Source organism: Pseudomonas sp. BP6, assembly GCF_017875935.1.
GTDB classification, from domain to species: domain Bacteria; phylum Pseudomonadota; class Gammaproteobacteria; order Pseudomonadales; family Pseudomonadaceae; genus Aquipseudomonas; species Aquipseudomonas putida_Y.
Genome location: NZ_JAGINI010000001.1, coordinates 1,078,572 through 1,104,364 on the forward strand (window position 1 = coordinate 1,078,572; position 25,793 = coordinate 1,104,364).

General features: G+C 62.8%; 19 protein-coding genes and 7 tRNA genes. 21 read left to right on the plus strand and 5 right to left on the minus strand.

Going from position 1 to position 25,793, the window contains the following annotated elements; translation table 11 throughout:
* From mltG to J3A98_RS04870, 8 genes are all read left to right on the plus strand, one after another.
* Positions 1-1,191 carry an endolytic transglycosylase MltG gene (mltG, locus tag J3A98_RS04835; RefSeq protein ID WP_209964430.1) on the plus strand — a complete coding sequence of 397 codons (1,191 nt, stop codon included), beginning with the start codon at positions 1-3 and terminating at the stop codon, positions 1,189-1,191.
* Positions 1,192-1,200: 9 nt separating this feature from the next.
* Positions 1,201-1,833 (plus strand): dTMP kinase, encoded by a 633-nt coding sequence (gene tmk / locus J3A98_RS04840; protein WP_209964433.1) that lies wholly within the window; start codon positions 1,201-1,203, stop codon positions 1,831-1,833.
* The gene (locus tag J3A98_RS04845; RefSeq protein WP_209964436.1) at positions 1,826-2,812 is read left to right on the plus strand and encodes a DNA polymerase III subunit delta'; all 987 of its coding nucleotides are present in this window, start codon (positions 1,826-1,828) and stop codon (positions 2,810-2,812) included. Before tmk ends, J3A98_RS04845 begins: the two co-directional genes overlap by 8 nt.
* 30 nt (positions 2,813-2,842) lie before the next feature.
* Complete coding sequence (locus tag J3A98_RS04850; protein ID WP_021784989.1) at positions 2,843-3,625, plus strand: TatD family hydrolase; 783 nt, start codon at positions 2,843-2,845, stop codon at positions 3,623-3,625.
* 673 nt (positions 3,626-4,298) lie between these two features.
* Positions 4,299-4,934: a TetR/AcrR family transcriptional regulator gene (locus tag J3A98_RS04855; protein WP_021784990.1), complete on the plus strand. Its 636-nt coding sequence runs from the start codon at positions 4,299-4,301 to the stop codon at positions 4,932-4,934.
* A gap of 239 nt (positions 4,935-5,173) precedes the next feature.
* Positions 5,174-6,142 carry a radical SAM protein gene (locus J3A98_RS04860; RefSeq protein WP_209964438.1) on the plus strand — a complete coding sequence of 323 codons (969 nt, stop codon included), beginning with the start codon at positions 5,174-5,176 and terminating at the stop codon, positions 6,140-6,142.
* A 66-nt stretch (positions 6,143-6,208) separates the two neighbouring features.
* Entirely contained in the window at positions 6,209-6,814 is a 606-nt protein-coding gene (locus J3A98_RS04865; RefSeq protein WP_209964440.1) for a DUF4823 domain-containing protein, read from the plus strand.
* Between the two features lie 10 nt (positions 6,815-6,824).
* Complete coding sequence (locus J3A98_RS04870) at positions 6,825-7,385, plus strand: DUF1285 domain-containing protein (protein WP_209964442.1); 561 nt, start codon at positions 6,825-6,827, stop codon at positions 7,383-7,385.
* 345 nt (positions 7,386-7,730) lie between these two features.
* Here the strand turns inward: J3A98_RS04870 and J3A98_RS04875 are convergent.
* A tRNA-Asn gene (locus J3A98_RS04875) sits at positions 7,731-7,806 on the minus strand.
* A gap of 62 nt (positions 7,807-7,868) precedes the next feature.
* The gene (locus J3A98_RS04880; RefSeq protein ID WP_176685752.1) at positions 7,869-9,065 is read right to left on the minus strand and encodes an amino acid aminotransferase; all 1,197 of its coding nucleotides are present in this window, start codon (positions 9,063-9,065) and stop codon (positions 7,869-7,871) included.
* Between the two features lie 284 nt (positions 9,066-9,349).
* On the opposite strand from J3A98_RS04880, the gene uvrB reads away from it, so the two are divergent.
* Positions 9,350-11,365, plus strand: coding sequence for an excinuclease ABC subunit UvrB (gene uvrB, locus J3A98_RS04885; protein ID WP_176685751.1), 2,016 nt, complete (start codon positions 9,350-9,352; stop codon positions 11,363-11,365).
* Between the two features lie 127 nt (positions 11,366-11,492).
* Here uvrB and J3A98_RS04890 read toward each other — a convergent pair whose 3' ends face one another.
* A complete protein-coding gene (locus J3A98_RS04890; protein ID WP_176685756.1) occupies positions 11,493-12,983 on the minus strand; it encodes an MDR family MFS transporter in 1,491 nt (496 codons plus the stop codon).
* 49 nt (positions 12,984-13,032) lie between these two features.
* Complete coding sequence (locus J3A98_RS04895) at positions 13,033-14,088, minus strand: HlyD family secretion protein (protein WP_209964444.1); 1,056 nt, start codon at positions 14,086-14,088, stop codon at positions 13,033-13,035.
* Positions 14,089-14,231: 143 nt separating this feature from the next.
* On the opposite strand from J3A98_RS04895, the gene gltX reads away from it, so the two are divergent.
* The 12 genes from gltX (at position 14,232) to J3A98_RS04955 (ending at position 22,366) form a co-directional block, all read left to right on the plus strand.
* Entirely contained in the window at positions 14,232-15,713 is a 1,482-nt protein-coding gene (gltX, locus tag J3A98_RS04900) for a glutamate--tRNA ligase (RefSeq protein ID WP_010952995.1), read from the plus strand.
* 280 nt (positions 15,714-15,993) lie between these two features.
* Positions 15,994-16,069: transfer RNA gene (locus tag J3A98_RS04905), tRNA-Ala, on the plus strand.
* 72 nt (positions 16,070-16,141) lie between these two features.
* Positions 16,142-16,217 (plus strand) — tRNA-Glu (locus J3A98_RS04910).
* Positions 16,218-16,268: 51 nt separating this feature from the next.
* A tRNA-Ala gene (locus J3A98_RS04915) sits at positions 16,269-16,344 on the plus strand.
* A gap of 42 nt (positions 16,345-16,386) precedes the next feature.
* Positions 16,387-16,462 (plus strand) — tRNA-Glu (locus tag J3A98_RS04920).
* Positions 16,463-16,523: 61 nt separating this feature from the next.
* Positions 16,524-16,599: transfer RNA gene (locus J3A98_RS04925), tRNA-Ala, on the plus strand.
* A gap of 42 nt (positions 16,600-16,641) precedes the next feature.
* Positions 16,642-16,717, plus strand: a tRNA-Glu gene (locus J3A98_RS04930).
* Between the two features lie 171 nt (positions 16,718-16,888).
* Positions 16,889-17,428: a TetR/AcrR family transcriptional regulator gene (locus J3A98_RS04935; RefSeq protein ID WP_176685749.1), complete on the plus strand. Its 540-nt coding sequence runs from the start codon at positions 16,889-16,891 to the stop codon at positions 17,426-17,428.
* Positions 17,429-17,443: 15 nt separating this feature from the next.
* A complete protein-coding gene (locus J3A98_RS04940) occupies positions 17,444-18,325 on the plus strand; it encodes an alpha/beta fold hydrolase (RefSeq protein WP_176685748.1) in 882 nt (293 codons plus the stop codon).
* A 104-nt stretch (positions 18,326-18,429) separates the two neighbouring features.
* A complete protein-coding gene (locus J3A98_RS04945) occupies positions 18,430-18,864 on the plus strand; it encodes a thioesterase family protein (RefSeq protein ID WP_003247186.1) in 435 nt (144 codons plus the stop codon).
* Between the two features lie 51 nt (positions 18,865-18,915).
* On the plus strand, positions 18,916-19,887 hold the full coding sequence (locus J3A98_RS04950) for a tRNA-dihydrouridine synthase (RefSeq protein ID WP_209964446.1): 972 nt from the start codon (positions 18,916-18,918) through the stop codon (positions 19,885-19,887).
* 2,035 nt (positions 19,888-21,922) lie between these two features.
* Entirely contained in the window at positions 21,923-22,366 is a 444-nt protein-coding gene (locus J3A98_RS04955; RefSeq protein ID WP_019437397.1) for an Hsp20 family protein, read from the plus strand.
* A gap of 86 nt (positions 22,367-22,452) precedes the next feature.
* Here J3A98_RS04955 and J3A98_RS04960 read toward each other — a convergent pair whose 3' ends face one another.
* Complete coding sequence (locus tag J3A98_RS04960) at positions 22,453-25,749, minus strand: PAS domain S-box protein (protein ID WP_209964449.1); 3,297 nt, start codon at positions 25,747-25,749, stop codon at positions 22,453-22,455.
* Positions 25,750-25,793: the final 44 nt, after the last annotated feature.

Here is a 25,793-nt window from a genome sequence, read left to right on the forward strand (position 1 = left end):
GTGAGACGTAAATTCCTGCTGTTGCTGGAAATGGGCTTGATCCTCGCCGGCCTGGCGTTTGGCTGGTCGGCCTGGAAGGTCAACTCGGTCCTGGAGCAGCCCTTGCACGTCACGCAGGAACGCCTGCTCGATGTGCCCAATGGCACCAACCCCAACCGCATGTTCTACAGCATGCAACGAGAAGGGTTGCTCGACGATGCCGTCTGGTTGCGTTTGTACTGGCGCTTCAACATGGCCGGCACCCCCCTGCACACCGGCGAGTACCGTCTTACCCCAGGCATGACCGTCGAGCAGTTGTTCGACGCCTGGCGCCGTGCCGACGTGGTGCAGTACAACCTCACTCTGGTCGAAGGCTGGACCTTCCGCCAGGTGCGCGCGGCCGTGGCCAAGCATGAAAAGATCAAGCATACCCTTGATGGCTTGTCGGATGCCGAGGTCATGGACAAGCTCGGCCATACCGGCGTATTCCCCGAAGGCCGCTTCTTCCCCGACACGTACCGCTTCGTGCGGGGTATGAGCGATGTCGAGTTGCTGCAGCAGGCCTACATGCGCCTGGACGAAGTGCTGGCCAAGGAGTGGGCCGAGCGTTCCACAGACCTGCCGTATCGTGACCCTTACCAGGCGCTGATCATGGCCTCTCTGGTCGAAAAGGAAACCGGCATTCCGCAGGAGCGCGGGCAGATCGCCGGCGTCTTCGTGCGGCGCATGCGCCTGGGTATGATGCTGCAGACCGACCCGACGGTTATCTATGGCATGGGCGAACGCTACAACGGCAAGATCACCCGCGCCGACCTGCGCGAGCCTACGCCCTACAACACCTACACCATGACCGGCCTGCCGCCGACCCCGATCGCCATGGTTGGCCGCGAGGCGATTCATGCGGCGCTGAACCCGTCCAATGGCACCAGTCTTTACTTCGTCGCCCGCGGCGACGGCAGCCATGTGTTCTCCGACGACCTCGGCGGCCACAACTCGGCGGTGCGCGAATTCCAGCTCAAGCGCCGGTCGGACTACCGCTCCAGCCCCGCGCCGCAGCAAGAGGCAAAGCCAAGTGCCGATGATGCCGAGCAGGCGTCGGGCGCCGATGACGCGCAGCGCCCTGAGCCCGCTCCCGAGGAAGCGCCTGCGCAGGATGCCCCTGTCGGCGGTGCGCAAGCGGCCGAGCGGCCGATGCCTGACGAACAACATTAAGGACTGCCTGTGAGCGGCTTGTTTATTACTTTGGAAGGCCCCGAAGGTGCGGGCAAGAGCACCAACCGCGACTACCTGGCCGCGCGCCTGCGCGAGCACGGCCTGGACGTGGTGCTGACCCGTGAGCCAGGCGGCACGCCGCTGGCGGAAAAGGTGCGTGAACTGTTGCTGGCCCCGAGCGACGAAGGCATGGCGGCCGACACCGAGCTGCTGCTGGTGTTCGCCGCTCGCGCCCAACACCTGGCGCAGGTGATCCGTCCGGCGCTGGCCCGCGGGTCTGTGGTGCTGTGTGACCGTTTCACGGACGCTACCTATGCCTATCAGGGCGGCGGTCGTGGCTTGTCGGTCGAGCGTATCGCTGCCCTGGAGCAGTTCGTCCAGGGCGACCTGCGCCCGGACCTGACCCTGGTCTTCGACCTGCCGGTAGAAGTCGGCCTTGCCCGAGCCGCCGCCCGTGGCCGCCTGGACCGATTCGAACAGGAAGGGCAGGCCTTCTTCGAAGCGGTGCGCCAGGCGTACCTGCAGCGCGCCCAGGGTGCGCCACAGCGCTACAGCTTGCTCGATGCAGCACAATCCCTGGAGGCTGTGCAGCGTGACATTGATGCACTGCTGCCAGGCATTCTGGAGCGTTGCCGTGGCTGAGGCCTACCCTTGGCAGCAGGCGCTGTGGCAGCAACTGGCCGGTCGCGGCCGGCACGCCCACGCTTATCTGCTGCATGGGCCGCAGGGTATTGGTAAGCGGGCCCTGGCCGAGCGTCTGATGGCGCGCCTGTTGTGCCAACAGCCGCAGGGCCTGGACGCTTGTGGGGCGTGTAAGTCGTGCCTGTTGCTCAAGGCCGGCAGCCACCCGGACAACTTCGTCCTTGAGCCTGAGGAGGCTGACAAGCCGATCAAGGTCGACCAGGTCCGTGAACTGGTGGCCTTTGTGGTACAAACCGCGCAGCTGGGCGGGCGCAAGGTGGTGTTGATCGAGCCGGTGGAGGCGATGAATGTCAACGCCTCCAACGCCCTGCTCAAAAGCCTTGAAGAACCTTCCGGCGATACCGTGTTGTTGCTGGTTACGCACCAGCCCAGCCGCCTGTTGCCGACGATCAAGAGCCGCTGCCAGCAGGTCGTCTGTCCGCAGCCCAGCCTGGCCCAGAGCCAGGCATGGCTGGCTGGCGCGTTACCCGACTGCGACGAGGTCGAGCGCGATGAGTTGCTGACGCTGGCCGCGGGTTCGCCATTGATGGCGGTCAGCTTGCAGGCGCAGGGTGTGCGCGAGCAACGTGCGCTGGTTACTGACGGGGTGAAGAAGCTGCTCAAGCAGCAGCAATCGCCCAGCCAGCTGGCCGATGCCTGGAGCGGTGTGCCGTTGTTACTGCTGTTCGACTGGTTTTGCGATTGGTCGCACCTGATCCTGCGCTACCAGTTGACCCAGGACGAGGAAGGGTTAGGCTTGGCCGATATGCGCAAGGTCGTGCAGTACCTGGCGCAGAAGAGCCGCCAGACCAAGGTGCTGGAGGTGCAGGCATGGATCCTCGAGCAGCGCCAGAAGGTGCTGGGCAAGGCCAACCTCAACCGTGCCTTGTTGCTTGAATCGCTGCTGGCTCACTGGCTGCAACTGCCGGGTGCCCGCTGATTTTCCATTTTTCATGTGTGCCGTTATCCCATGCTCGTAGATTCCCATTGCCACCTCGACCGTCTTGACCTCAGTGCCCACCAGGGCTCCCTCGATGCTGCCCTGCAGGCGGCGCGTGAGCGTGGGGTTGGGCATTTCCTGTGCATTGGCGTCAGTGCCGAGAATGCGGGTGCAGTGAAGGCGCTGAGCGAGCAGTACGCTGACGTCGACTGCTCGGTGGGCGTGCACCCGCTGGACCTGGCCCCTGGCGAAACCCCGGCGTTGGAATGGCTGTTGCGCGAATTGGCCCACCCGCATGTGGTGGCGATTGGTGAAACCGGGCTGGATTACCACTACGAGCCGGAGGCTGCGGAGCTCCAGCAGGCCTCGTTCCGCCTGCACCTGGAGGCCTCCAGGCAGACTGGCAAGCCGGTGATCGTGCATACCCGGGCGGCGCGCGCCGATACCCTGGCGCTGCTGCGTGAGGCCAACCTGCCGCAGGCTGGCGTGCTGCACTGCTTTACCGAGGACTGGGACATGGCCAAGGCCGCGCTGGACCTGGGCTATTACATCTCGCTGTCTGGAATCGTTACCTTTCGCAATGCCGAGGCGTTGCGTGAAGTGGCGCGACAGGTGCCTGTCGATCGCTTGCTGGTGGAGACCGATTCACCCTATCTGGCGCCGATTCCCCATCGCGGCAAGCCGAACCTGCCGCAGTACGTGCGGGAGGTGGCGGAGTATGTGGCTTCGTTGCGTGGGGCCAGTTATGAGCAGTTGGCGGAGCAGACTACCGCCAACTTCAAGCGGCTGTTCCCGTTGGCGCGGGTGGATTGATTCACCGGGGTTAGAGATTGCGTGAGGGTCACAAGGTGCCTGCCACAGCCCTTGCAGCGCCTATGAGATCGAGCGCCGCCCGCGCGGCGCTTCGCGGGTAAACCCGCTCCTACGTTTGTTTCGGGCCAGTCCGTCCTGTGCCAGGCGCGCGCGACCGCCTTGTTTGTACGACGCGATATCGAGGCGTGCGCCAAGGCGTTCGCGCGCAAATCCCACAGGCCTAATTGGCCCGAAACAAACGTAGGAGCGGGTTTACCCGCGAAGCGCCGCGCGGGCGGCGCTCGATCTCACAGGCGCTGAAACTCTTGCGTCACGCACCTGACAGCCGTCACACCATCCTCCCCACAAAAACACAAAAAAAACCCGGGTTCTGGGGGAGGAATCCGGGTTAAGACCATTAGGAGTAAAACAAAGGTACGCGGTCCCTGAGCACCTTTATCGGCGCGCCACTGGGGGGGATGCGCCGCGCCAACACTTCAAGTATTGGTCAGGTTTGGCGCAGTGCCAGTGCATAGTGGACGTTTTTTAAACAGATTTGGAATACGCCAACGTTTCATTCCTCCCGCAGCGCATGGCCGTATGCATCGTGAAACACAGACATGTGTGGATGATCCGTGCAATTTCCCGCAAGTTAGGCATAATAAACCGCTTCGATTGTCATCCAGTCCTTCCCATGCAGAAAGAACCTCGTAAGGTCCGTGAGTTTCGCCGTCGCGAACAGGAAATCCTCGATACCGCGCTCAAGCTGTTTCTCGAGCAAGGTGAAGACAGCGTCACTGTCGAGATGATCGCCGACGCCGTGGGCATCGGCAAAGGCACGATCTACAAGCACTTCAAGTCCAAGGCGGAGATCTACCTTCGCCTGATGCTCGATTACGAGCGTGACCTGAACGAGCTGTTGCACTCGGCCGACGTCGACCGTGACAAGGAAGCCCTGTCGCGCGCCTACTTCGAGTTCCGCATGCGCGACCCGCAGCGCTACCGGCTGTTCGACCGCCTTGAAGAAAAGGTGGTCAAGGGCAACCAGGTGCCGGAAATGGTCGAGCAGTTGCACAGCATCCGTGCTTCCAACTTCGATCGCCTGACCCTGTTGATCAAGGGCCGTATCAGCGAAGGCAAGCTCGAAGACGTGCCACCGTATTTCCACTACTGCGCTGCCTGGGCGCTGGTGCACGGCGCTGTAGCGCTGTACCACTCGCCATTCTGGAGCAATGTGCTGGAGGATCAGGAAGGCTTCTTCCAGTTCCTGATGGATATTGGCGTGCGGATGGGCAACAAGCGCAAGCGCGACCCGGAACCCTCGAACTGAGCATTGCACGGAACTGCGCGGGCCCTGTGGCAGCGGGCGCAGCCGGTGCCAGCCACCGCGTTTGATTCTTCGCGGGCACGCCCGCTCCCACAAGTACTGCGTCGTGGGTTCTCTACTCGGCAGCGCAGTCTGAAGCGTTCGGCTATTGCTTGAACATTCGGCATTGTTCATTGGGGCTTGCAAAAACCTGATTTATGAGTCAGGTTTTGCCAGCCCCTTCATCCATGCCGGAGTCATTCATGATTGTCGATCGTCAAGGCAGGCGCTTTCGTAACCTGCGCGTCAGCCTGACGGCTGCCTGCAACTACGCCTGTACCTACTGCGTACCTGACGGCAAGCGGTTGGTGGCGGCGCAGGACGAGCTGTCAGCGGATGCCTTGGCCCGTGGCGTGGCCTACCTGATCGAAGCTGCCGGTATCGAGCGCCTGCGCATTACTGGCGGTGAGCCATTGGTTAGCCCGCGTCTGGATGCCTTTCTGGCTGCCGTGGCCAAACTCGACCTTGACGACATCTCGCTGACCACCAATGGCCAGTTGCTGGCGCGCAAGTTGCCGCAACTGCAGGCGGCTGGGATTCGTCGGCTGAACGTTTCCCTCGACACCCTCGACCCCCTGGCTTTCCGCCAGATTGCCCGCGGCGGCGACCTGGGCACTGTGCTGGACGGAATGGAGCAGGCCAGCGCCTTGGGCATGCGAATCAAGGTCAACATGGTGCCGATGCGCGGGAAAAACCTCGATCAGGTACTGCCGCTGCTGGATTACTGCCTCGCGCGCGGCTTCGAACTGCGCTTCATCGAACTGATGCGCATGGGGCACCTGGCCCACGATCGTAACGCCTTTCTCCAACAGTTTGTCGGCCTCGACCAACTGCTTGCGCTGATCGGTGGCCAGTATGCCTACGCCCAGGTGGATGCGCCGCTGGACGCCACTGCCATGCGTTACCACATCCCCGGCAGGGGCCACTTTGGCGTTATCGCCAACGAAAGCGTGCCGTTTTGCCGTACCTGCTCGCGGCTGCGCCTGTCTTCCACGGGCTGGCTGCATGGCTGCCTGTCGTCTGGTAACCGGCACTTCGTCGGCGACCTGCTGGAAAAGCCGCGTCATCAGGCGTTGCCGGCCTTGCAGCGGTTGTTGGTCAAGGCATTGGCAGACAAACAGGACCTGGCCTTTTCCGGCGGCGTGACGGTCATGAAAGTGATCGGTGGCTGAAGCTGGCGCAAAAGCTGCATCCGCCGGCTATTCGCCGGTTTTTCGTCGCCGGCCACTGGAGGAAAGATGCGTAGCCTGGTCTTGCTGCTGGCGCTGATGGCGCTGGGCGGCTGCATGAATGTCAGTGATATGGGCGAGGGTGTCCGCTATCACATGAGCGATGCCGGTCTGCTGGACCACAGCGAAACCCGTCGCACCTTGTCGATCCGCCTGCAGCCTGATTCATTCATTTTCATTGGCCAAGGTGCGTTCGTGCCGCCGGGCAAGGGGCCGGTGCCTCGGCAGAATGCAGTGGCCCAGCAGGCCTTCAAGAGCTTTGTCGAATACTTCCCGATGGTGCGTCGCGCCCAGGGCCCGCTGGGCCTGGAAGAGGCCATTGCCCAGGCGCGCTCGGTAGGCGCTGACTACCTGCTGTACACCCGCTTCGCGCGGACCGACGATCGAATCGGCAATGGTGACGAGTGGTATGACGAGCAGGCCGTCGACCGCTTGGGCTGGGACTCTGGCGTGGTGCAGATGATGCTGATCGAAACCAATACCCGCTATCTGATCGACACTGCGCGTATCAAGAGCCGTGGCGGTTTGTTGACGTTCCACGACAACACCCCGGAGGATTTGCTTGGCGCGCCGATGCGCGAGTACGCTCGTAGTCTCCTGGGCATGAGTGAATGAGGCAAGCGTGATGAGTGACTCCGGCAAGGCCAATGACCTTCTGGCGCAGATCCCCAAGGCCAAGGGGCTGCCGCCGGTGCACCTGTGGAACCCGGATTTCTGTGGTGACATCGACATGCGCATCGCCCGTGATGGCACCTGGTACTACCTGGGCACGCCGATCGGGCGCAAGCCGATGGTGCGGCTGTTCTCGACCATCATTCGCCGCGATGGCGATGACTATTTCCTGATCACCCCGGTAGAGAAGGTCGGCATTCGTGTCGATGATGCGCCGTTCGTGGCCGTGCTGCTGGAAGTGCAGGGGGAAGGCGAACAGCAGGTGCTGCGCTTTACCAGCAATGTCGAGGACCAGGTCGAGGCCGGGCCGGATAACCCCCTGCGGGTGGTGATCGACCCGGTGACGCAGGAGCCATCACCGTATGTGCTGATGCGCAGCAACCTGGAGGCGCTGATACATCGCAATGTGTTTTACCAACTGGTGGAGCTGGCGGTGCCGCGTGTGATCGATGGTGAGGAATGGCTTGGGGTGTGGAGCCGGGGGGTGTTTTACCCGATCGGGCGCAGTGATTGAGGCCTCTGTTGGCGATGCCGGCTTCTTCGCGGGTAAACCCGGTCCTGCACACGCATCGGTGATTCGGCACCGGCCGTTGGCGCCGGGTCACCCGTAAATGGGCCGGGCCTGCGGGCTAATCTCCAGCGTCCTTTCACCGTTGCGGCCGCCACCGTATTCGCGGGTAAACCCGCTCCTACACACGTATCGGTGATTCGGCGCAGGCCGTTGTAGGAGCGGGTTCACCCGCGAAAGGGCCGGGCCTGCTGGCCAATCTCCGCCCGCCGTTCACCGTTGCTGGCCAATAATTTCAGCGCAACGAAAAAGCCCCCGGTTGCTTGCGCATCCGGGGGCTTCTTCAATGTCTGGCTCCGCGACCTGGACTCGAACCAGGGACCCAATGATTAACAGTCATTTGCTCTACCGACTGAGCTATCGCGGAATCTGCGCGTATCTTACTGATTGCCTGGGAGAAGTCAACCCACCCCCAGGCAAAACAATGAGTTACAGCACTTCCACGATAGCTTTGGTCACCACGTGGATGTTGCTCTGGTTCAGCGCGGCCACCGCGATACGGCCGGTGTCCAGGGCATAGATGCCGAAATCGTTCTTCAGGCGGGCGACCTGTTCAACGGTCAGGCCCGAGTAGGAGAACATGCCGACCTGGCGGCCAACGAAGCTGAAGTCGCGGTTGGCACCGTATTCGGCCAGCAGCGATACCATCTGCTTGCGCATGCCGTGGATACGCTCGCGCATTTCGGCCAGTTCGGTTTCCCACATCTGGCGCAGCTCTGCGCTGTTCAGCACGGTGGCAACAATGGTTGCGCCGTGGGTTGGCGGGTTGGAGTAGGTGGTGCGGATCACGCGCTTGACCTGCGACAGCACGCGGGTGCTCTCGTCCTTGGAGGCGGTGACGATCGACAGTGCGCCGACGCGCTCGCCGTACAGCGAGAACGATTTGGAGAACGAGCTGGAAACAAAGAACTCCAGGCCCGACTCGGCGAACAGGCGCACGGCGAAGGCGTCTTCGGCGATACCGTCACCAAAGCCTTGGTAGGCCATGTCGAGGAACGGCACGTGGCCCTTGGCCTTGACCACTTCCAGGACGTTCTTCCAGTCGTCCAGGTTCAGGTCGACACCCGTCGGGTTGTGGCAGCAGGCGTGCAGCACCACGATCGAGCCGGACGGCAGGGCGTTGAGGTCTTCGAGCATGCCAGCGCGGTTGACGTCGTTGGTCGGCGCATCGTAGTAGCGGTAGTTCTGCACCGGGAAGCCGGCCGATTCGAACAGCGCACGGTGGTTTTCCCAGCTCGGGTCGCTGATGGCAACCACGGCGTTTGGCGAGAGGCGCTTGAGGAAGTCGGCGCCGATCTTCAGCGCGCCAGTACCACCGACGGCCTGCACGGTGACCACGCGGCCAGCGGCCAGCAGTGGCGACTCGGCGCCGAACAGCAGCTTCTGCACAGCCTGGTCGTAGGTGGCGATGCCGTCGATCGGCAGGTAGCCGCGCGAAGCGTGCTGGGCGGCACGCTGGGTTTCGGCTTCGATCACGGCGCGCAGCAGCGGAATGCGGCCTTCCTCATTGCAATACACGCCTACGCCCAGGTTGACCTTGTCGGTACGTGGGTCGGCGTTGAATGCTTCGTTGAGGCCCAGAATAGGGTCGCGGGGTGCCAGCTCGACAGCGGAAAACAGGCTCATTGTTACCTTGGCTCTGATTGGAGTGTGATAGGGCGTACACGCTCCAGCCGAATGCACTGAAGCGGTGCACAAACGGGGAGTCAGTATAGTGATACCGACCGGTCACCGCGACACTCTGGCGCAGCTTTTAGGGCTATTTGCGCAAATATTTTTCGACCATTGGTCCAATTGCCGTGTCCACCGTTGCACACGCCCACTCCTGTGCCTTGAAAGCGCCCCCGAACGGGCGCATTTGGGTATAGACTACTGGCTAAATTTACAGCTGCTGCACCGCGAGGTCCTTCATGTCCGAGTTCCAGCTCGTCACACGTTTCCAGCCGGCCGGCGACCAGCCCGAGGCTATCCGCCAGTTGGTCGAAGGCATCGAGGCGGGGTTGTCGCACCAGACGCTGCTCGGGGTGACTGGCTCGGGCAAGACCTTCAGTATTGCCAACGTCATCCAGCAGGTGCAGCGCCCGACGCTGGTGCTGGCGCCCAACAAGACGCTGGCCGCGCAGTTGTACGGGGAGTTCAAGGCGTTCTTCCCCAATAACGCGGTGGAGTACTTCGTTTCCTATTACGACTACTACCAGCCAGAAGCCTACGTGCCGTCGTCAGACACCTTCATCGAGAAGGACGCCTCGATCAACGACCACATCGAGCAGATGCGCTTGTCGGCGACCAAGGCGCTGCTGGAGCGGCGTGACGCGATCATCGTGACCACTGTGTCGTGCATCTACGGCCTGGGCAGCCCCGAGACCTACCTGAAAATGGTCCTGCACGTGGACCGTGGCGACAAGCTCGACCAGCGCGCGCTGCTGCGCCGCCTGGCCGACCTGCAGTACACCCGCAACGAAATGGACTTTGCCCGTGCCACTTTCCGGGTACGCGGCGACGTGATCGACATCTTCCCGGCCGAATCGGATCTGGAAGCCATCCGTATCGAACTGTTCGACGATGAAGTGGAGAACATCGCCGCTTTCGATCCGTTGACCGGTGAGGTTTTCCGCAAGCTGCCACGTTTCACTTTCTACCCCAAGAGCCACTACGTCACCCCGCGGGAAACCCTGCTGGAAGCAGTGGAGGGCATCAAGGACGAACTGAAAGAGCGTCTGGAATACCTGCACAAGGCCAACAAGCTGGTCGAAGCGCAGCGCCTGGAGCAACGCACCCGCTTCGATCTGGAGATGATCCTCGAACTGGGCTACTGCAACGGCATCGAAAACTACTCGCGTTACCTGTCCGGGCGCCCGGCCGGGGCGCCGCCGCCCACCCTTTACGATTACCTGCCGCCCGATGCGCTGCTGGTGATCGACGAATCCCACGTCAGCGTTCCGCAGGTCGGTGCCATGTACAAGGGCGACCGTTCACGCAAGGAGACCCTGGTCGAGTACGGCTTCCGCATGCCTTCAGCGCTGGACAACCGGCCGATGCGTTTCGACGAGTGGGAGGATGTCAGCCCGCAGACCATTTTCGTTTCGGCCACCCCGGGCCCCTACGAGGCTGAGCATGCCGGGCGCGTGGTGGAGCAGGTGGTGCGCCCGACCGGGCTGGTCGACCCGCAGGTAGAGGTGCGCCCGGCGTTGACCCAGGTCGACGACCTGCTGTCCGAGATCCGCAAGCGTGTCGCGGCAGGCGAGCGAGTGCTGGCGACCACGTTGACCAAACGCATGGCCGAGGACCTCAGCGATTACCTGGCCGACCACGACGTGCGGGTACGCTACCTGCACTCGGACATCGATACGGTGGAGCGGGTGGAAATTATCCGCGACCTGCGCCTGGGCACCTTCGACGTGCTGGTGGGCATCAACCTGCTGCGCGAGGGCCTGGACATGCCCGAGGTGTCGCTGGTGGCCATCCTCGATGCGGACAAGGAAGGTTTTCTGCGTTCCGAGCGCTCCCTGATCCAGACCATTGGCCGCGCGGCACGTAACCTCAATGGCCGGGCCATTCTGTACGCCGATAACGTAACAGGCTCCATGCAGCGAGCCATCGACGAAACCGAGCGCCGCCGCGAGAAGCAGATCGCCTTCAACGAAGCCAACGGCATCGTGCCCAAGGGCGTGGTCAAGGACATCGCCGACATCATGGAGGGTGCCACCGTGCCCGGTGCGCGCAGCAAGAAGCGCAAGGGCATGGCCAAGGCGGCGGAGGAGAGCGCCCGTTACGAGGCCGAACTGCGTACGCCGGGCGAGATCACCAAGCGCATCAAGCAGCTGGAAGAGAAAATGATGCAGTTCGCCCGCGACCTGGAGTTCGAAGCTGCGGCGCAGTTGCGTGACGAGATTGCGCAGCTGCGGGAGCGGTTGATTAGCAGCTGAAGCCGGGCGCGGGCCCTGTGGGAGCGGGCGTGCCCGCGAAGAATTCAACGCGGTGGCTGGCACCGGCTGCGCCGGTGTTCGCGGGCATGCCCGCTCCCACAGGGACCGCATCTAATCTGTAATAGCCTCAATGGGCTTCCCCAGCCTTCAACCCCTCCGGCAACTTGCGGGTCAGCAACACCGCCACCATGCTCACCGCCAACCCGATTCCGACAAAGTGGAAGGCATCGTTGTACGCCATGATCATGGCCTGTTGGTGGGTAATCTCGCTAAGTTTGCCCAGCGCTGCATTGTCACTGCCCAACCGTTCCGCCAATTGCGCCAGCCGCTCAGCCACCTGCGGGTTGCTCGGCACCACCGATTCGCGCAGGTAGTCGAAATACACCTTGGTCCGCGCATCCAGCAGGGTGGCCAGCAAGGCAATACCAATCGCGCCACCGAGGTTACGCAGAATATTGAACAGGCTCGACGCGGACCCGGCATCCTGTTGTTGGATATACGCGGTGGCAATCAGCGAGATGGTCACCATGATCATCGGCTGGCCCAGGGCGCGGATGATCTGGATATGGTTGAACTGCGGCCCGGCAAAGTCCGGGTTGAGCACCCCCGAACCGAAACTGGCAGCGCCGAACAAGCAAAACCCCAGCGCGCATAGTACCTTGGGCGATATCACCTTCATCAGTTGCGGCACCAGCGGGATCAGGAACAGCTGCGGAATCCCCATCCACATGATCACCTCGCCAATCTGCAAGGCGTTGTAACCCTGTACCTGCGCCAGGTACAGCGGTAGCAGATAGATCGACCCGTACAGGCCCACGCCCATGCCCAGGCTGGCGATGCTCGACAGGCCAAAGTTGCGGTTGCCGAGGATCCGCAGGTTGATCAGTGGGTGTGGCTTGGAAAACTGCAGGATGACGAAGGTGATCAGGCTGACCAGGGCAACGCTGCCCAGGCCGACGATCAGGTGCGACTCCAGCCAGTCCTTGCGATGGCCTTCCTCGAGAAACACCTGCAGGCAGCCCAACCCAAGGCCGAGGGTGACGATCCCGGCGTAATCGGTACTTTTCAGCAGCTCCCAGTGCGCCTCCTTCTTCTCAAGCCCGTATAACAAGCCGGCGATCATTAGCAGGCCCGGCGGGATATTGATGTAGAAGATGTACTCCCAGCCCCAGTTCTCGGTCAGCCAGCCGCCCAGGGTGGGGCCGATGGAGGGGGCAAAAGTGGCGGTCATGGCGAACATCGCCATGCCTTTGGCGCGGTGATGCTCGGGCAGCTTGATCAGGGTCAGGGTAAAGGCCAGCGGGATCAGTGCGCCGCCGGTGAAGCCCTGCAAGGCACGGAACAGGATCATGCTCTCCAGGTTCCAGGCCATCGAGCATAGCAGCGACGACAGCAGGAAGCCGCCGGATACCCACACTGCCAGGCGCCGCGCCGACAGCAGCTGCACCAACCAGGCTGTTAGCGGGATCATGATGATTTCCGCTACCAGGTAAGAGGTGGAAATCCATGAGCCTTCTTCCAGGGTCGCCGACAGGGCGCCCTGGATGTCCTTCAACGAGGAGTTGGTGATCTGGATGTCCAGCACTGCCATGAAGGCGCCGAGCATCACGCTCATCACTGCGATCCAGTCGCGCCGGGTTGGCTCCGCCGTGGGGCGGAGCAGTTGGTCACCGGCCATTGTGGCTTTCGTCTTCGCTGCGCAGGTCGACAGTGGCGGTCACCGACATGCCGGGGCGAATACGCCCATGCAACGGGTTGTCGGCGCGGAACGTGAGTTTTACCGGGATGCGCTGCACAACTTTGGTGAAGTTACCGGTGGCGTTGTCCGGTGGCAGCAGGCTGAACTGCGCACCGGATGCGGCGAACAGGCTGTCCACCCGGCCTTCGATCGGTGTGTCTGGGTAGCTGTCGAACAGCAGCTCTGCGCGCTGGCCGGGGTGCATGCGGCCGATCTGGGTTTCCTTGAAGTTGGCCTGCACCCAGATGTCTTCATCCGGCACGATCGACAGCAGGTAGGCACCGGCCTGCACCACCTGGCCATTGCGCGCATTACGCTGGCCGATGGTGCCGCTGATCGGCGCATGGATTTCGCAGCGGGTCAGGTTCAGTTCGGCCTGGGCCAGGTCGGTGCGGGCATTGGCGATTTGCGCATCGAGGCGCTTGAGCTCGGCGTTCAGGGCGGTGACCTGCTGGCGCTGGCTTTGCAGGTCGGCGCGGGCCTTGTCGACCTGGGAGCCGGCGACATGGCTGTCCGCCGACAGGGTAGTGACCCGCTCTTCGGAGACAAAACCCGGTTTGCGCAGCTTCTCCGCGCGGCTCAGGTCCAGCCGCGAGCGGTCGAACGTGGCCTGGGTGGCCGCCAACTGGGCCTGGCCGGCGGCAATCAGGCTGCCTTGTTGGGTGAGGCGGCTTTGCGCTTGCGCATACTCGGCTTCGCGGGTGGCCAGGGCGGCACGGGCGCGTTCGACCGCCAGCTCGAAGTCGGCGGCTTCCAGGCGCACCAGCAAGCTACCCTTGCTGACGTGCTGGTTGTCCTCGACCGGCACTGTTTCGATACGTGCGCCGAGCTGGCTGGAGATACGGGTGATCTCGCCCTGCACGTAGGCGTTGTCGGTGCTTTCGTAGAAGCGGCCCTTGAAGTACCAGTGGGCCAGGAAGGCAAGGGCAATGATGGCCACCAGGGTGAAGAAGATCGTCAGGCGGCGTTTGAGTTGGGCAGGCATGGGGACTATCGTTCCAGAAATGTAAACAAATTTAACAGCGGCGCCGGGCCTGTCGACAAGTGACGTTCGCGCCATTGCTGGAGCCCGGTGCCCGCCTCCTGCTAACATCCCGCCTTTGTTTCATCTTTCGTTCGAGACTCTCCATGACCACCGTACGCACGCGTATTGCGCCATCGCCTACCGGCGACCCCCATGTCGGCACTGCCTACATCGCCCTGTTCAACTACTGCTTTGCCAAGCAGCACGGCGGTGAGTTCATCCTGCGCATCGAAGACACCGATCAGCTGCGCTCCACGCGCGAGTCGGAGCAACAGATCTTCGACGCTCTGCGCTGGCTTGGCATCGAATGGAACGAAGGCCCGGATGTCGGCGGCCCGCATGGCCCTTACCGGCAGAGCGAGCGTGGCGAAATCTACGCCAAGTACGCCAAGGAACTGGTAGACGCCGGCCACGCCTTCTACTGCTTCTGCACCGCCGAAGAGCTGGAGCAGATGCGTGCCGAGCAGCAGGCCCGCGGCGAAACCCCGCGTTACGATGGCCGTGCGTTGCTGATGAGCGCCGAAGAAGTGCAGCGCCGCCTGGACGCTGGCGAGCCGCACGTGATCCGCATGAAGGTGCCGAGCGAAGGCATCTGCGTGGTACCGGACATGCTGCGCGGCGATGTCGAGATCCCGTGGGACCGCATGGACATGCAGGTACTGATGAAGAACGACGGCCTGCCGACGTACTTCCTGGCCAACGTGGTCGACGACCACCTGATGGGCATCACCCACGTGCTGCGTGGTGAAGAGTGGCTGCCATCGGCGCCCAAGCTGATCAAGCTGTACGAGTACTTCGGCTGGGAGCAGCCCAAGCTGTGCTACATGCCGCTGCTGCGCAACCCGGACAAATCCAAACTGTCCAAGCGCAAGAACCCGACCTCGGTCACCTTCTACGAGCGCATGGGCTTCATGCCTGAAGCGATGCTCAACTATCTTGGCCGCATGGGCTGGTCGATGCCTGACGAGCGCGAGAAGTTCTCGCTGGCCGAAATGGTCGAGCACTTCGACCTGTCGCGTATCTCGCTGGGCGGCCCGATCTTTGACATCGAGAAGCTGTCCTGGCTCAACGGCCAGTGGCTGCGCGAGCTGCCGGTAGAGGAATTCGCCGCACGCCTGCAGAAATGGGCGTTCAACAGCGACTACATGATGAAGATTGCCCCGCACGTGCAGGGCCGGGTAGAAACCTTCAGCCAGGTTGCCCCGTTGGGCGGGTTCTTCTTCGAAGGCGCGCTCAAGCTGGACGCCAAGCTGTTCGAAAGCAAGAAACTGTCGGCCGACCAGGTGCGTCAGGTGATCCAGCTGATCCTGTGGAAGCTTGAAAGCCTGCGCCAGTGGGAAAAAGAGCGCATCACCGGTTGCATCCAGGCCGTGGTCGAGGCGCTGGAGCTGAAGCTGCGTGACGCCATGCCGCTGATGTTCGCCGCCATCACCGGCCAGGCCAGCTCGGTTTCGGTGCTGGACGCCATGGAAATCCTCGGTCCTGACCTGACCCGCTACCGCCTGCGCCAGGCCCTGGACCTGCTGGGTGGTGTGTCGAAGAAAGAAAACAAAGAGTGGGAGAAGCTGTTGGCTTCCATCGCCTGATTCAGCTTTGCACCTAACCTGTGGGAGCGGGCGTGCCCGCGAATGCAATGGTAAATTCAATACCGCATTTGCGGGCACGCCCGCTCCCACAGGCCAACTAAGCCCCAAAAAACCGGGGCAGGGCGGTAAGTGATTGTTATCTGTGAAAAAATTTTTGAACATTTTTGAAAATTAGTTTGACAGCCCTGCAATCCGATCTTAATATGCGCCCCGTCCACAGCGATGAACGAAAACGAAACGCCAGGCACCCAGCCAGCGGTTCAGTTCAAAGCGACATTGTGGGGCTATAGCTCAGCTGGGAGAGCGCCTGCATGGCATGCAGGAGGTCAGCGGTTCGATCCCGCTTAGCTCCACCAAATTCCGCTTAGCAGCCAAGGCTGATAAGCAAGACCGGGTCCAGCAACCGGGTCTTGAAGGTAAGAAGGTTCGTCCCCTTCGTCTAGTGGCCTAGGACACCGCCCTTTCACGGCGGTAACAGGGGTTCGAGTCCCCTAGGGGACGCCAGTTTTAAACAAGCGATGTTGGTATGTCGCTGGGCCGCGAGGCTAGAAATCCGGGGCTATAGCTCAGCTGGGAGAGCGCCTGCATGGCATGCAGGAGGTCAGCGGTTCGATCCCGCTTAGCTCCACCAATTTTGCCGCGGTTCGCGTTAGCGGATCGGCACGAAGGTTACGTCCCCTTCGTCTAGTGGCCTAGGACACCGCCCTTTCACGGCGGTAACAGGGGTTCGAGTCCCCTAGGGGACGCCACTTTTCCTGCGTTTTGCAGGGCTTAAAAAGGCTCGTCGATTATTGATGAGCCTTTTGTTTCGGGGCTATAGCTCAGCTGGGAGAGCGCCTGCATGGCATGCAGGAGGTCAGCGGTTCGATCCCGCTTAGCTCCACCATTTCTGCCAGGGTTCACACGAGTGGATCTTCGCGAAGGTTACGTCCCCTTCGTCTAGTGGCCTAGGACACCGCCCTTTCACGGCGGTAACAGGGGTTCGAGTCCCCTAGGGGACGCCACGTTTACCCGCGTTTTGCGGGACTTTAAAGGCTCATTCGCTTATTGAATGGGCCTTTTGTTTTTTCCTTCCCCAATAATTTTCCCTCCGACAAGCGGTCGCAGATTCTGCTTGCCAAAAAATATGATGAGAATAATATTTCGATCATCATATTTTGTTTGGTGCGTGCCCGATGAGCGACAAGAAGAGCAGAACCCGCGAACGCATTCTGGAGGCTGCGCGCACTGCGCTGATCCAGCACGGCCCGGCCGAGCCCAGCGTCAGCCAGGTGATGGGTGCGGCAGGCCTGACCGTCGGCGGCTTCTACGCACACTTCGACAGCAAGGACGAGCTGATGCTCGAGGCGTTCCGCCAGTTGTTGGGTGAGCGCCGAGCCTTGCTCGCCCAGATCGACCCCAGTCTCGATGGCGCCGGGCGGCGAGCGCTGGCTGGCGCCTTCTACCTCTCGCGCAAGCACCGGGACTGCGAAGTGCATGCTTGCCCGCTGCCTAACGCGTTGGGCGAAATGCAGCGCCTGCCGGAGGTCTTCCGCGAGGTGCTGGCCGAGCACATCGAGTTGATGACTGCCGCGATGGTTGACCGCCCTGAGGATGCCGACAAAGCGCTGGCCGACCTGGCCCTGATGGTTGGGGGGCTGGCGCTGGCCCGGGCCTTGGGGACCAGTGACCTGTCTGACCGTATTCTGCGCGCCGCCAAATCGGCGGTGCTTTAAACCTGGAGCATGGCGATGACCACCCTGAGCTGGATTCGCGGTGTCAATGGCACCTTGGGCCGCCTGGCCCCCGAGCATGTCGCGGGCAAGATGCGCCGAGCCTTCATGACTCCGCGCAACCTGCCGCCGCGGGATTGGGAACTGCCTGTGCTGGCCAGCGCCGAGCGCATTACGCTGCGCTTCGGTCTGTCTGCCTTGCGCTGGGGTCAAGGGCCGACCGTGCTGCTGATGCACGGTTGGGAGGGGCGCCCGACGCAGTTTGCCGCCTTGATCGAGACCTTGGTTCAGGCGGGGCATACGGTGGTGTCGCTGGAAGGGCCTGGGCATGGTCGTTCGCCTGGCGAGCAAGCGAATGTGGTGCTGTTTGCCCGGGCGCTGCTTGAGGCTGCGGCTGAGTTGCCGCCCTTGCGTGCAGTCATTGGCCATTCCATGGGTGGGGCGAGCGTGCTGCTGGCTTTGCAGATGGGGCTGCGTACAGAGGCGGCTGTCAGCATTGCAGCGCCGGCGCGGTTGCTCGGTGTGTTGCGTGGTTTTGCCCATCGCCTGGGGCTGCCAGCCCGGGCACGGGCAGCGTTCATTCGCCAGATCGAGCGCGATGTGGGCATGCAGATTGCGCGGCTGGATGTCACGGGTTACCAGCTGGAGCTGCCGGGGCTGGTGGTGCATGCTGCCGATGATGCTCTCGTGTCCGCAGATGAGGCACATGTCATCCACAAGGCCTGGTTCGACAGCCGGCTGATGCTGCTGGAAGAGGGTGGTCACCAGCGAGTGCTGGCCGACCCGCGGCTGAGTGAAGCCGTGCTCGAATTGCTGGCTCGGGCTGAGGCGGTCAGTGTCGGCGCGGCTTCAGCGGCGAATATCGGTATCGCCGCCGGGGCCATCCACCGCGGTGTCTGATTCGCGGGCAAGCCCGCCCCTATAACGACCGCCTCAGGCTCACAGGGGCTGGACATTGCCCCGCAGATCGCTGCTAAATCGCCTTTTGCGCCAAGGAAGCGAAAATGAGCTGGGACCTGGCAACACCCTTCGTCATCGACCTGCGCGTCGGCAGCGAGGACATCGACGGCCTTGGCCACGCCAACAATGCGGTCTACGTGACCTGGCTTGAGCGTTGCGCCTGGCGCCATTCCCAGCGCCTGGGGCTGGACCTGGCCGAATACCGGCGCCTTGACCGGGCGATGGCCGTGGTGCGCCACGAAATCGACTACCTGGCCGCTGCCTATGAGGACGACGAGCTGCAACTGGCCACCTGGATCATTGACTGGGACCAGCGCCTGCGCATGACCCGGCGTTTTCAGCTCAAGCGCCCGCGCGATGGTGTGACACTGCTGCGCGCGCAAACCACCTTTGCCTGCATCGAGCTGTCCAGCGGCAAGCCCAGGCGCATGCCGGCGGAATTCGTCGAGGGTTACGGTCCGGCGCTGATCGGTGCCTGAGTCGCCGGCAATTTTTGTTAAACTGCCGGCTTTTTCCGCTGAGACCCCGACATGCAAATTGCCCTGGCCCCCATGGAGGGGCTGGTCGACAACATCCTGCGCGACGTATTGACCCGCGTGGGCGGTATCGACTGGTGCGTCACCGAGTTCATTCGCGTGTGCGACCGTCTGTTGCCGGCGTCCTCGTTCCACAAGCTGGCGCCTGAACTGCGCCAGGGCGCGCGCACCGCTTCCGGTGTGCCCATGCGTGTGCAATTGCTGGGTTCGGACCCGGTATGCCTGGCGGAAAACGCCGCACTGGCTTGCGAGCTTGGGGCGCCGGTGATCGACTTGAACTTCGGTTGCCCGGCAAAGACAGTGAACAAGTCGCGAGGTGGTGCGGTACTGCTCAAAGAGCCAGAGTTGCTGCACGCCATTGTGCGTGAGGTGCGGCGTGCAGTACCGGCGAATATCCCGGTGACCTCGAAGATGCGCCTGGGCTTTGACAGCCCCGACGGGGCGCTGGAGTGCGCCACGGCGCTGGCCGAGGGCGGTTCGGCACACCTGGTGGTGCACGCGCGGACCAAGGTTGAGGGCTACAAGCCGCCAGCGCACTGGGAGTGGGTGGCGCGGGTACAGGATGTGGTCAAGGTGCCGGTGTTCGCCAATGGCGAGATCTGGACGGTTGATGACTGGCGGCGTTGCCGCGAGGTCAGTGGCGCTGAAGACATCATGCTCGGGCGTGGGCTGGTATCGCGCCCGGACCTGGGCCTGCAGATTGCGGCGGCGCGGGACGGGCGCGACTATCAGCCGATGAGCTGGCAGGACTTGTTGCCTCTGTTGCGTGAGTTCTGGCGTCAGGCTCAGGCCAAATTGTCGCCGCGTTATGCGCCGGGGCGGATGAAGCAGTGGCTGGCGATGCTGACTCGCAGTTACCCTGAAGCGGTGGTGTTGTTTGCCGAGTTGCGCCGGGAAGATGACTGCGCGCGGATCAGCCGGTTGCTGGGGGTAGAGGCTCAAGCCCTGGAGGCTTGCGTCGCCTGAGCAGGCCTCTGGTACTGCACCTGTAGGAGCGGGTTTACCCGCGAAAGGGCCGGCCCTGCTGGCCAATTTCCACCCGCCGTTCACCGTTGCCGCCGCTACCGTATTCGCGGGTAAACCCGCTCCTACGCCGGATCGGTGGTGGACACATGTCGGTGATTGGGCGCAGGTCCTCGTAGGAGCGGGTTTACCCGCGAAGAGGCCGGCCCTGCTAGCCAATTTCCACCCGCCGTTCACCGATGCCGCCGCTACCGTATTCGCGGGTAAACCCGCTCCTACGCCGGATCGGTGGTGGACACATGTCGGTGATTGGGCGCAGGTCCTCGTAGGAGCGGGTTTACCCGCGAAGAGGCCGGCCCTGCTAGCCAATTTCCACCCGCCGTTCACCGTTGCCGCCGCTACCGTATTCGCGGGTAAACCCGCTCCTACGCCGGAGCGGTGGTGGACACAGGTCGGTGGCGGGGCACAGGCCGTGGTAGGAGCGGGTTTACCCGCGAAAGGGCCGGGCCTGCTGGCCAATCCCCACCCGCCGTTCACCGTTGCCGCCGCTACCGTATTCGCGGGTAAACCCGTTCCTACGCCGGATTGGAGGTGGACACAGGTCGGTGATTGGGCGCAGGCCCTCGTAGGAGCGGGTTTACCCGCGAAAGGGCCGGGCCTGCTGGCCAATCCCCACCCGCCGTTCACCGTTGCCGCCGCTACCGTATTCGCGGGTAAACCCGCTCCTACGCCGGAGCGGTGGTGGACACAGGTCGGTGGCGGGGCACAGGCCGTGGTAGGAGCGGTGGTGGACACAGGTCGGTGGCGGGGCACAGGCCGTGGTAGGAGCGGGTTTACCCGCGAAAGGGCCGGGCCTGCTGGCCAATCCCCACCCGCCGTTCACCGTTGCCGCCGCTACCGTATTCGCGGGTAAACCCGCTCCTACGCCGGATCGGTGGTGGACACAGGTCGGTGGTTGGGCGCAGGCCCTCGTAGGAGCGGGTTTACCCGCGAAGAGGCCGGCCCTGCTAGCCAATTTCCACCCGCCGTTCACCGTTGCCGCCGCTACCGTATTCGCGGGTAAACCCGCTCCTACGCCGGATCGGTGGTGGACACAGGTCGGTGATTGGGCGCAGACCCTCGTAGGCGAGGGTTTACCCGCGAAAGGGCCGGCCCTGCTGGCCAATCCCCACCCGCTGTTCACCGTTGTCGCCGCTACCGTATTCGCGGGTAAACCCGCTCCTACGCCGGATTGGTGGTGGACACAGGTCGGTGATTGGGCGCAGGCCCTCGTAGGAGCGGGTTTACCCGCGAAAGGGCCGGGCCTGCTGGCCAATCCCCACCCGCCGTTCAGCGTTGCCGCCGCTACCGTATTCGCGGGTAAACCCGCTCCTACGCCGGATCGGTGGTGGACACAGGTCGGTGGTTGGGCGCAGGCCCTCGTAGGAGCGGGTTTACCCGCGAAGAGGCCGGCCCTGCTAGCCAATTTCCACCCGCCGTTCACCGTTGCCGCCGCTACCGTATTCGCGGGTAAACCCGCACCTACGCCGGAGCGGTGGTGGACACAGGTCGGTGATTGGGCGCAGGTCCTCGTAGGAGCGGGTTTACCCGCGAAGAGGCCGGCCCTGCTAGCCAATTTCCACCCGCCGTTCACCGTTGCCGCCGCTACCGTATTCGCGGGTAAACCCGCTCCTACGCCGGATCGGTGGTGGACACAGGTCGGTGATTGGGCGCAGGCCCTCGTAGGAGCGGGTTTACCCGCGAAGAGGCCGGCCCTGCTAGCCAATTTCCACCCGCCGTTCAGCGTTGCCGCCGCTACCGTATTCGCGGGTAAACCCGCTCCTACGCCGGAGCGGTGGTGGACACAGGTCGGTGGCGGGGCACAGGCCGTGGTAGGAGCGGGTTCACCCGCGAAGAGGCCATCAAACCCCGTGCAAAAAAATCTAATTTTTTCTATTTACCCCTTGAAAGCATTTCCCTCGGCCATATCTTTTGAGTACGCGATGCCGAAGTCGGGTCGCGTAATGACCTACTTGCTGAATCTCAGGAGTTTATGACCATGACTACTGCTTTCTCTCTTGCTCCACTGTTCCGCCATTCCGTTGGTTTCGACCGTTTCAACGACCTGTTCGAATCCGCGGCACGTAACGAGGCCGGTAGCAGCTACCCGCCCTATAACGTGGAAAAGCATGGCGATGACCACTACCGCATCGTGGTTGCTGCAGCCGGTTTCCAGGAAGAGGACCTCGACCTGCAGGTCGAAAAAGGTGTCCTGACCGTGACCGGTGGCAAGCGCGACAACAGCGCCGCTGAAGTGACCTACCTGCACCAGGGTATCGCACAGCGCGCCTTCAAGCTGTCGTTCCGCCTGGCTGATCACATCGAAGTGAAGGCCGCCGGCCTGGCCAATGGCCTGCTCAGCATCGACCTGCTGCGCATCGTGCCAGAAGAAGCCAAGGCCAAGCGCATTCCGATCAATGGCGAAAAACCAGCGCTGAACTGATCGCACTGCAATGAAAAAGGGCACCTCCAGAGGTGCCCTTTTTCGTGCTTCTCGCGCCGTTCCGTAGGTGCGCGAGAGCCATGCCATCAGTAATCTGCCGGCGCCTCCAGCAACATCTGCCGAAACTCCGGCAACGGCAATGGCCGGCTGTGCAGATAACCCTGGTACAGATGGCACCCCAGTCGCTCGAGAAACGCCAGCTGTTCGGTCAGCTCTACCCCTTCGGCAATCACCGCCAGGTCCAGACTGCGCGCCATGGCGACAATGGCGCGGACAATCTCTGCGTCGTTGGGGTCGACAGGGGCGTCGCGTACGAAGCTCTGGTCGATTTTCAGCGCATCCACCGGCAGGCGCTTCAGGTAAGTCAGCGAGGAATAGCCGGTGCCGAAGTCATCCATGGCAAAACTCACCCCGTAGCCTTTCAGCTCGCGCATCTTGCTGATGGTGTCTTCCAGGTTCTGGATGACGATGCCTTCGGTGATTTCCAGCGTCAGCATCTGCCGCGGCAGGCGATAATCGTCCAGGCTGCGCAGCACCCGCCCGACAAAGTCGTTCTGGCGGAATTGTCGCGGGCTTATGTTCACACACAGGCTGAAATCATCAGCGTCGATCAGCCCGTCGGTGAGCATGCGGGCGCAGGCGTCGCAGGCCTCGTCGAGAATCCAGCTGCCGACTTCAAGGATCAGGCCGCTTTCTTCCAGTACCTGGATGAACTGCGAGGGCGGTTGCTGACCCAGTTGCGGGTGGTGCCAGCGCAGCAGTACTTCGGCGCCGACGATGCGGTTGTCGCGGGCATCCACTTGCGGCTGGAAGTGCAGCGCCAGTTCGCCACGGGCCAAGGCCAGGCGCAGGTCGTTTTCCATGCGCAGGCGCTCGCTGGCGGCCTTCTGCATGGTGGTGTGGAACAGCTGGGTGGTGTTGCGACCGGAGTCCTTGGCCCGGTACAGGGCGATATCGGCACGCTTGAGCAGGTCAGCCGGTGTGGTGCCGTGGTCGGGGATCAGCGCCACGCCGATGCTGGGCGTCACTTGCAGGCGCTGGCCATCCAGTGACATGGGCTCGGCCAGCAGTTCGCGCAGGGTGTCGGCCAGCTCGCGCACTTTCTCTTCCACGTGTTCGCGGCTCCCTTCCAGGCCGCTGAGCAGTACCACGAACTCGTCGCCCCCCAGGCGCGCTACGGTGTCCTCCAGACGCACGCTGGCCTCCAGACGGGCGGTGATGATCTTCAGCACGGTGTCGCCCACCGGGTGGCCCAGCGAGTCGTTGATGTGCTTGAAGTGGTCAAGGTCGAGGAACAGCAGGGCGCCACGCAGGTTATGGCGCTTGAGCAGGGCGATCTGCTGGCTCAGGCGGTCCATCAGCAAGGCGCGGTTGGGCAGGTTGGTCAGCGGGTCGTGATAGGCCAGGTGGCGTATCTGCGCCTGAGCGTTCTTCAACTGGCTGACGTCGCGGGCAGTCAGCAGCAGGCAGTCCACTTCGTTGAGGGTGATCGGTTCCACCGAAACCTCCACCGTGAGGATATCGCCACGCTTGTTTCGCCCGAGCATCTCGCGGTGGTGTACCCGGCCGCGCTCGCGCAATTCGGCCAGCAGCGCGCTGCGCTGCTTGTCGTCGGCCCAGATGCCGATCTCATACACCGTGTGGCCGATCACGTCGGCAGTGCTGTAGCCGGTCAGGCGGCAGAAGCCGTCGTTGACTTCCAGGTAGCGGCCGCTGTGGCGTTCGGTAATGGTGATGGCGTCGGGGCTGGAGTGGAAGGCCTTGGCGAACTTCTCCTCGCTGGACTTCAGCGCTGCTTCGGCGCGTTGTTGCTGGGTGATGTCGCGCAGGGTGGTAACGCTGCACGGCTGGTCGTCGACGGTGATCAGGCGGCTGGAAATCACGCAGGTCAGTGGGGTGCCATTGCGGTGGTTGAGTATCACTGCGACGTTGCTTAACGCCTGTTCGCGGATCACCTGCTCGATACGTTGCGCGCGCTCAACGGACTCGGCCCACAGGCCGATCTCCTCTGCGGTACGCCCAAGCACCTGCTCGCTGCTCCAGCCGAAGGTCTGGGTGAACGCCGGATTGATCTCGATGAACTGGCCGGTGTCCTGACGGGTGACGCAGATCGGGTCGGGACTGACCTGGAACAGGCTGGCAAACTTCTCTTCCGAGGCGCTCAGGCGCTGCTCGCGTTCCACCTGGTCGGTGATGTCGAGCAAGGTGCCAGCCATGCGCAAGGGGATGCCCTGGTCGTCGCGGTATAGCCGCGCGCGGCTTTCGATGTAGCGTGAAGCGCCGTTTTCCAACTGTACCCGGTAGGTGATCTGATAGTTGCCGGCAGGCCCTTCGCGCAGGCTACGGTAGGCCTGACGCATCGAGTTGCGCTCTTGCTCCGGCACGCCCTCGAAGAATGCATCGAACGATTCATGAAAGGGGATGGGCGGCAAGCCATGCAGCTGCGCGGCGCGGGCCGAACCGTAGAGCATTCCGCTTGGAATGTGCCAGTCCCAAGTGCCCAGTTGTGCCGAATCCAGGGCCAGGTCCAGGCGCTCCTGGCTGTCCTTCAGGGCCTGCTCGGCGCGCTTGCGTTCGGTGGTGTCGACGAATGTACTGATCAGGAAGGTCACGCCTTCCAGTTCGATGCCCTGGGTGCACAGAATGCCGTCATGCACCTTGCCGCTGGATGCGCGGAATTGCACCTCCATCGTCAGCGGGCCGCCGTTGGCGCGGGTCGACTCGATTATCTGGTGGCGCTGTTCGGGGTTGACCCACAGGCCCAGTTCCAGGCTGGTCTTGCCGATCACCTGGCTGCCGGGCCAGCCGAACATGTCTTCGAAGTGCTGGTTGACCTCGAAGATCATGCCATCGTGGCGGCGGGTCAGCAAAATGGCGTTGGGGCTCAGGTGGAACAGTGTGGCAAAGCGCTTTTCCGAATTGATCAGCGCCGTTTCTCGCTCGCGCTGGCGGGTTATCTCGCGGATCACACCGATCATCTGCGGCCGGCCGTGCAGGTCATGGGTCAGGCTGCCGTTGATCTCCAGCCAGTGCAGGCTGCCATCCGGCCAGCGGATACGGTGGCGCATGGCCTGTTCCACTGGCTCGCCGTTGACCACCGCCTGGAACACCTGGCGCGTACGGGCGCGGTCTTCCTGGGGCAGCAGGTCGAGGTAATCGATGTCGGCAGGCAGTGGCTGCTGTGGGTCGAAACCGAACAGGGCCTGGGTGCCCCGCGACCAACTGACCCTGCCGCTTTCGATATCCCATAGCCAGGCGCCCAGGCGCGCACCGTTGAGCGCTGCCAGCAGCTGCGGGGCGTTCTGCCAGGCCTGCTCGGATTCCTGTGGATCAGCTGCAGGTATTCGCGGCAGGCGCAAAAAGCGGTTTGCTGATTTGGGCATTGGTACCAGACCTGTGGCGTATGGCGTGTCCTTGGAATCGGAAT

What these genes read in the sequence shown, in the direction of transcription:
- J3A98_RS04850 (WP_021784989.1), top strand. Translation starts at nt 2,843, where the DNA reads ATGCTCGTAGATTCCCATTGCCACCTCGACCGTCTTGACCTCAGTGCC.
- J3A98_RS04960 (WP_209964449.1), bottom strand. Translation starts at nt 25,749, where the DNA reads ATGCCCAAATCAGCAAACCGCTTTTTGCGCCTGCCGCGAATACCTGCA.
- J3A98_RS04865 (WP_209964440.1), top strand. Translation starts at nt 6,209, where the DNA reads ATGCGTAGCCTGGTCTTGCTGCTGGCGCTGATGGCGCTGGGCGGCTGC.
- uvrB (WP_176685751.1), top strand. Translation starts at nt 9,350, where the DNA reads ATGTCCGAGTTCCAGCTCGTCACACGTTTCCAGCCGGCCGGCGACCAG.
- J3A98_RS04940 (WP_176685748.1), top strand. Translation starts at nt 17,444, where the DNA reads ATGACCACCCTGAGCTGGATTCGCGGTGTCAATGGCACCTTGGGCCGC.
- J3A98_RS04870 (WP_209964442.1), top strand. Translation starts at nt 6,825, where the DNA reads ATGAGTGACTCCGGCAAGGCCAATGACCTTCTGGCGCAGATCCCCAAG.
- J3A98_RS04860 (WP_209964438.1), top strand. Translation starts at nt 5,174, where the DNA reads ATGATTGTCGATCGTCAAGGCAGGCGCTTTCGTAACCTGCGCGTCAGC.
- J3A98_RS04935 (WP_176685749.1), top strand. Translation starts at nt 16,889, where the DNA reads ATGAGCGACAAGAAGAGCAGAACCCGCGAACGCATTCTGGAGGCTGCG.
- J3A98_RS04950 (WP_209964446.1), top strand. Translation starts at nt 18,916, where the DNA reads ATGCAAATTGCCCTGGCCCCCATGGAGGGGCTGGTCGACAACATCCTG.
- J3A98_RS04855 (WP_021784990.1), top strand. Translation starts at nt 4,299, where the DNA reads ATGCAGAAAGAACCTCGTAAGGTCCGTGAGTTTCGCCGTCGCGAACAG.
- J3A98_RS04895 (WP_209964444.1), bottom strand. Translation starts at nt 14,088, where the DNA reads ATGCCTGCCCAACTCAAACGCCGCCTGACGATCTTCTTCACCCTGGTG.
- J3A98_RS04880 (WP_176685752.1), bottom strand. Translation starts at nt 9,065, where the DNA reads ATGAGCCTGTTTTCCGCTGTCGAGCTGGCACCCCGCGACCCTATTCTG.
- J3A98_RS04955 (WP_019437397.1), top strand. Translation starts at nt 21,923, where the DNA reads ATGACTACTGCTTTCTCTCTTGCTCCACTGTTCCGCCATTCCGTTGGT.
- J3A98_RS04945 (WP_003247186.1), top strand. Translation starts at nt 18,430, where the DNA reads ATGAGCTGGGACCTGGCAACACCCTTCGTCATCGACCTGCGCGTCGGC.
- gltX (WP_010952995.1), top strand. Translation starts at nt 14,232, where the DNA reads ATGACCACCGTACGCACGCGTATTGCGCCATCGCCTACCGGCGACCCC.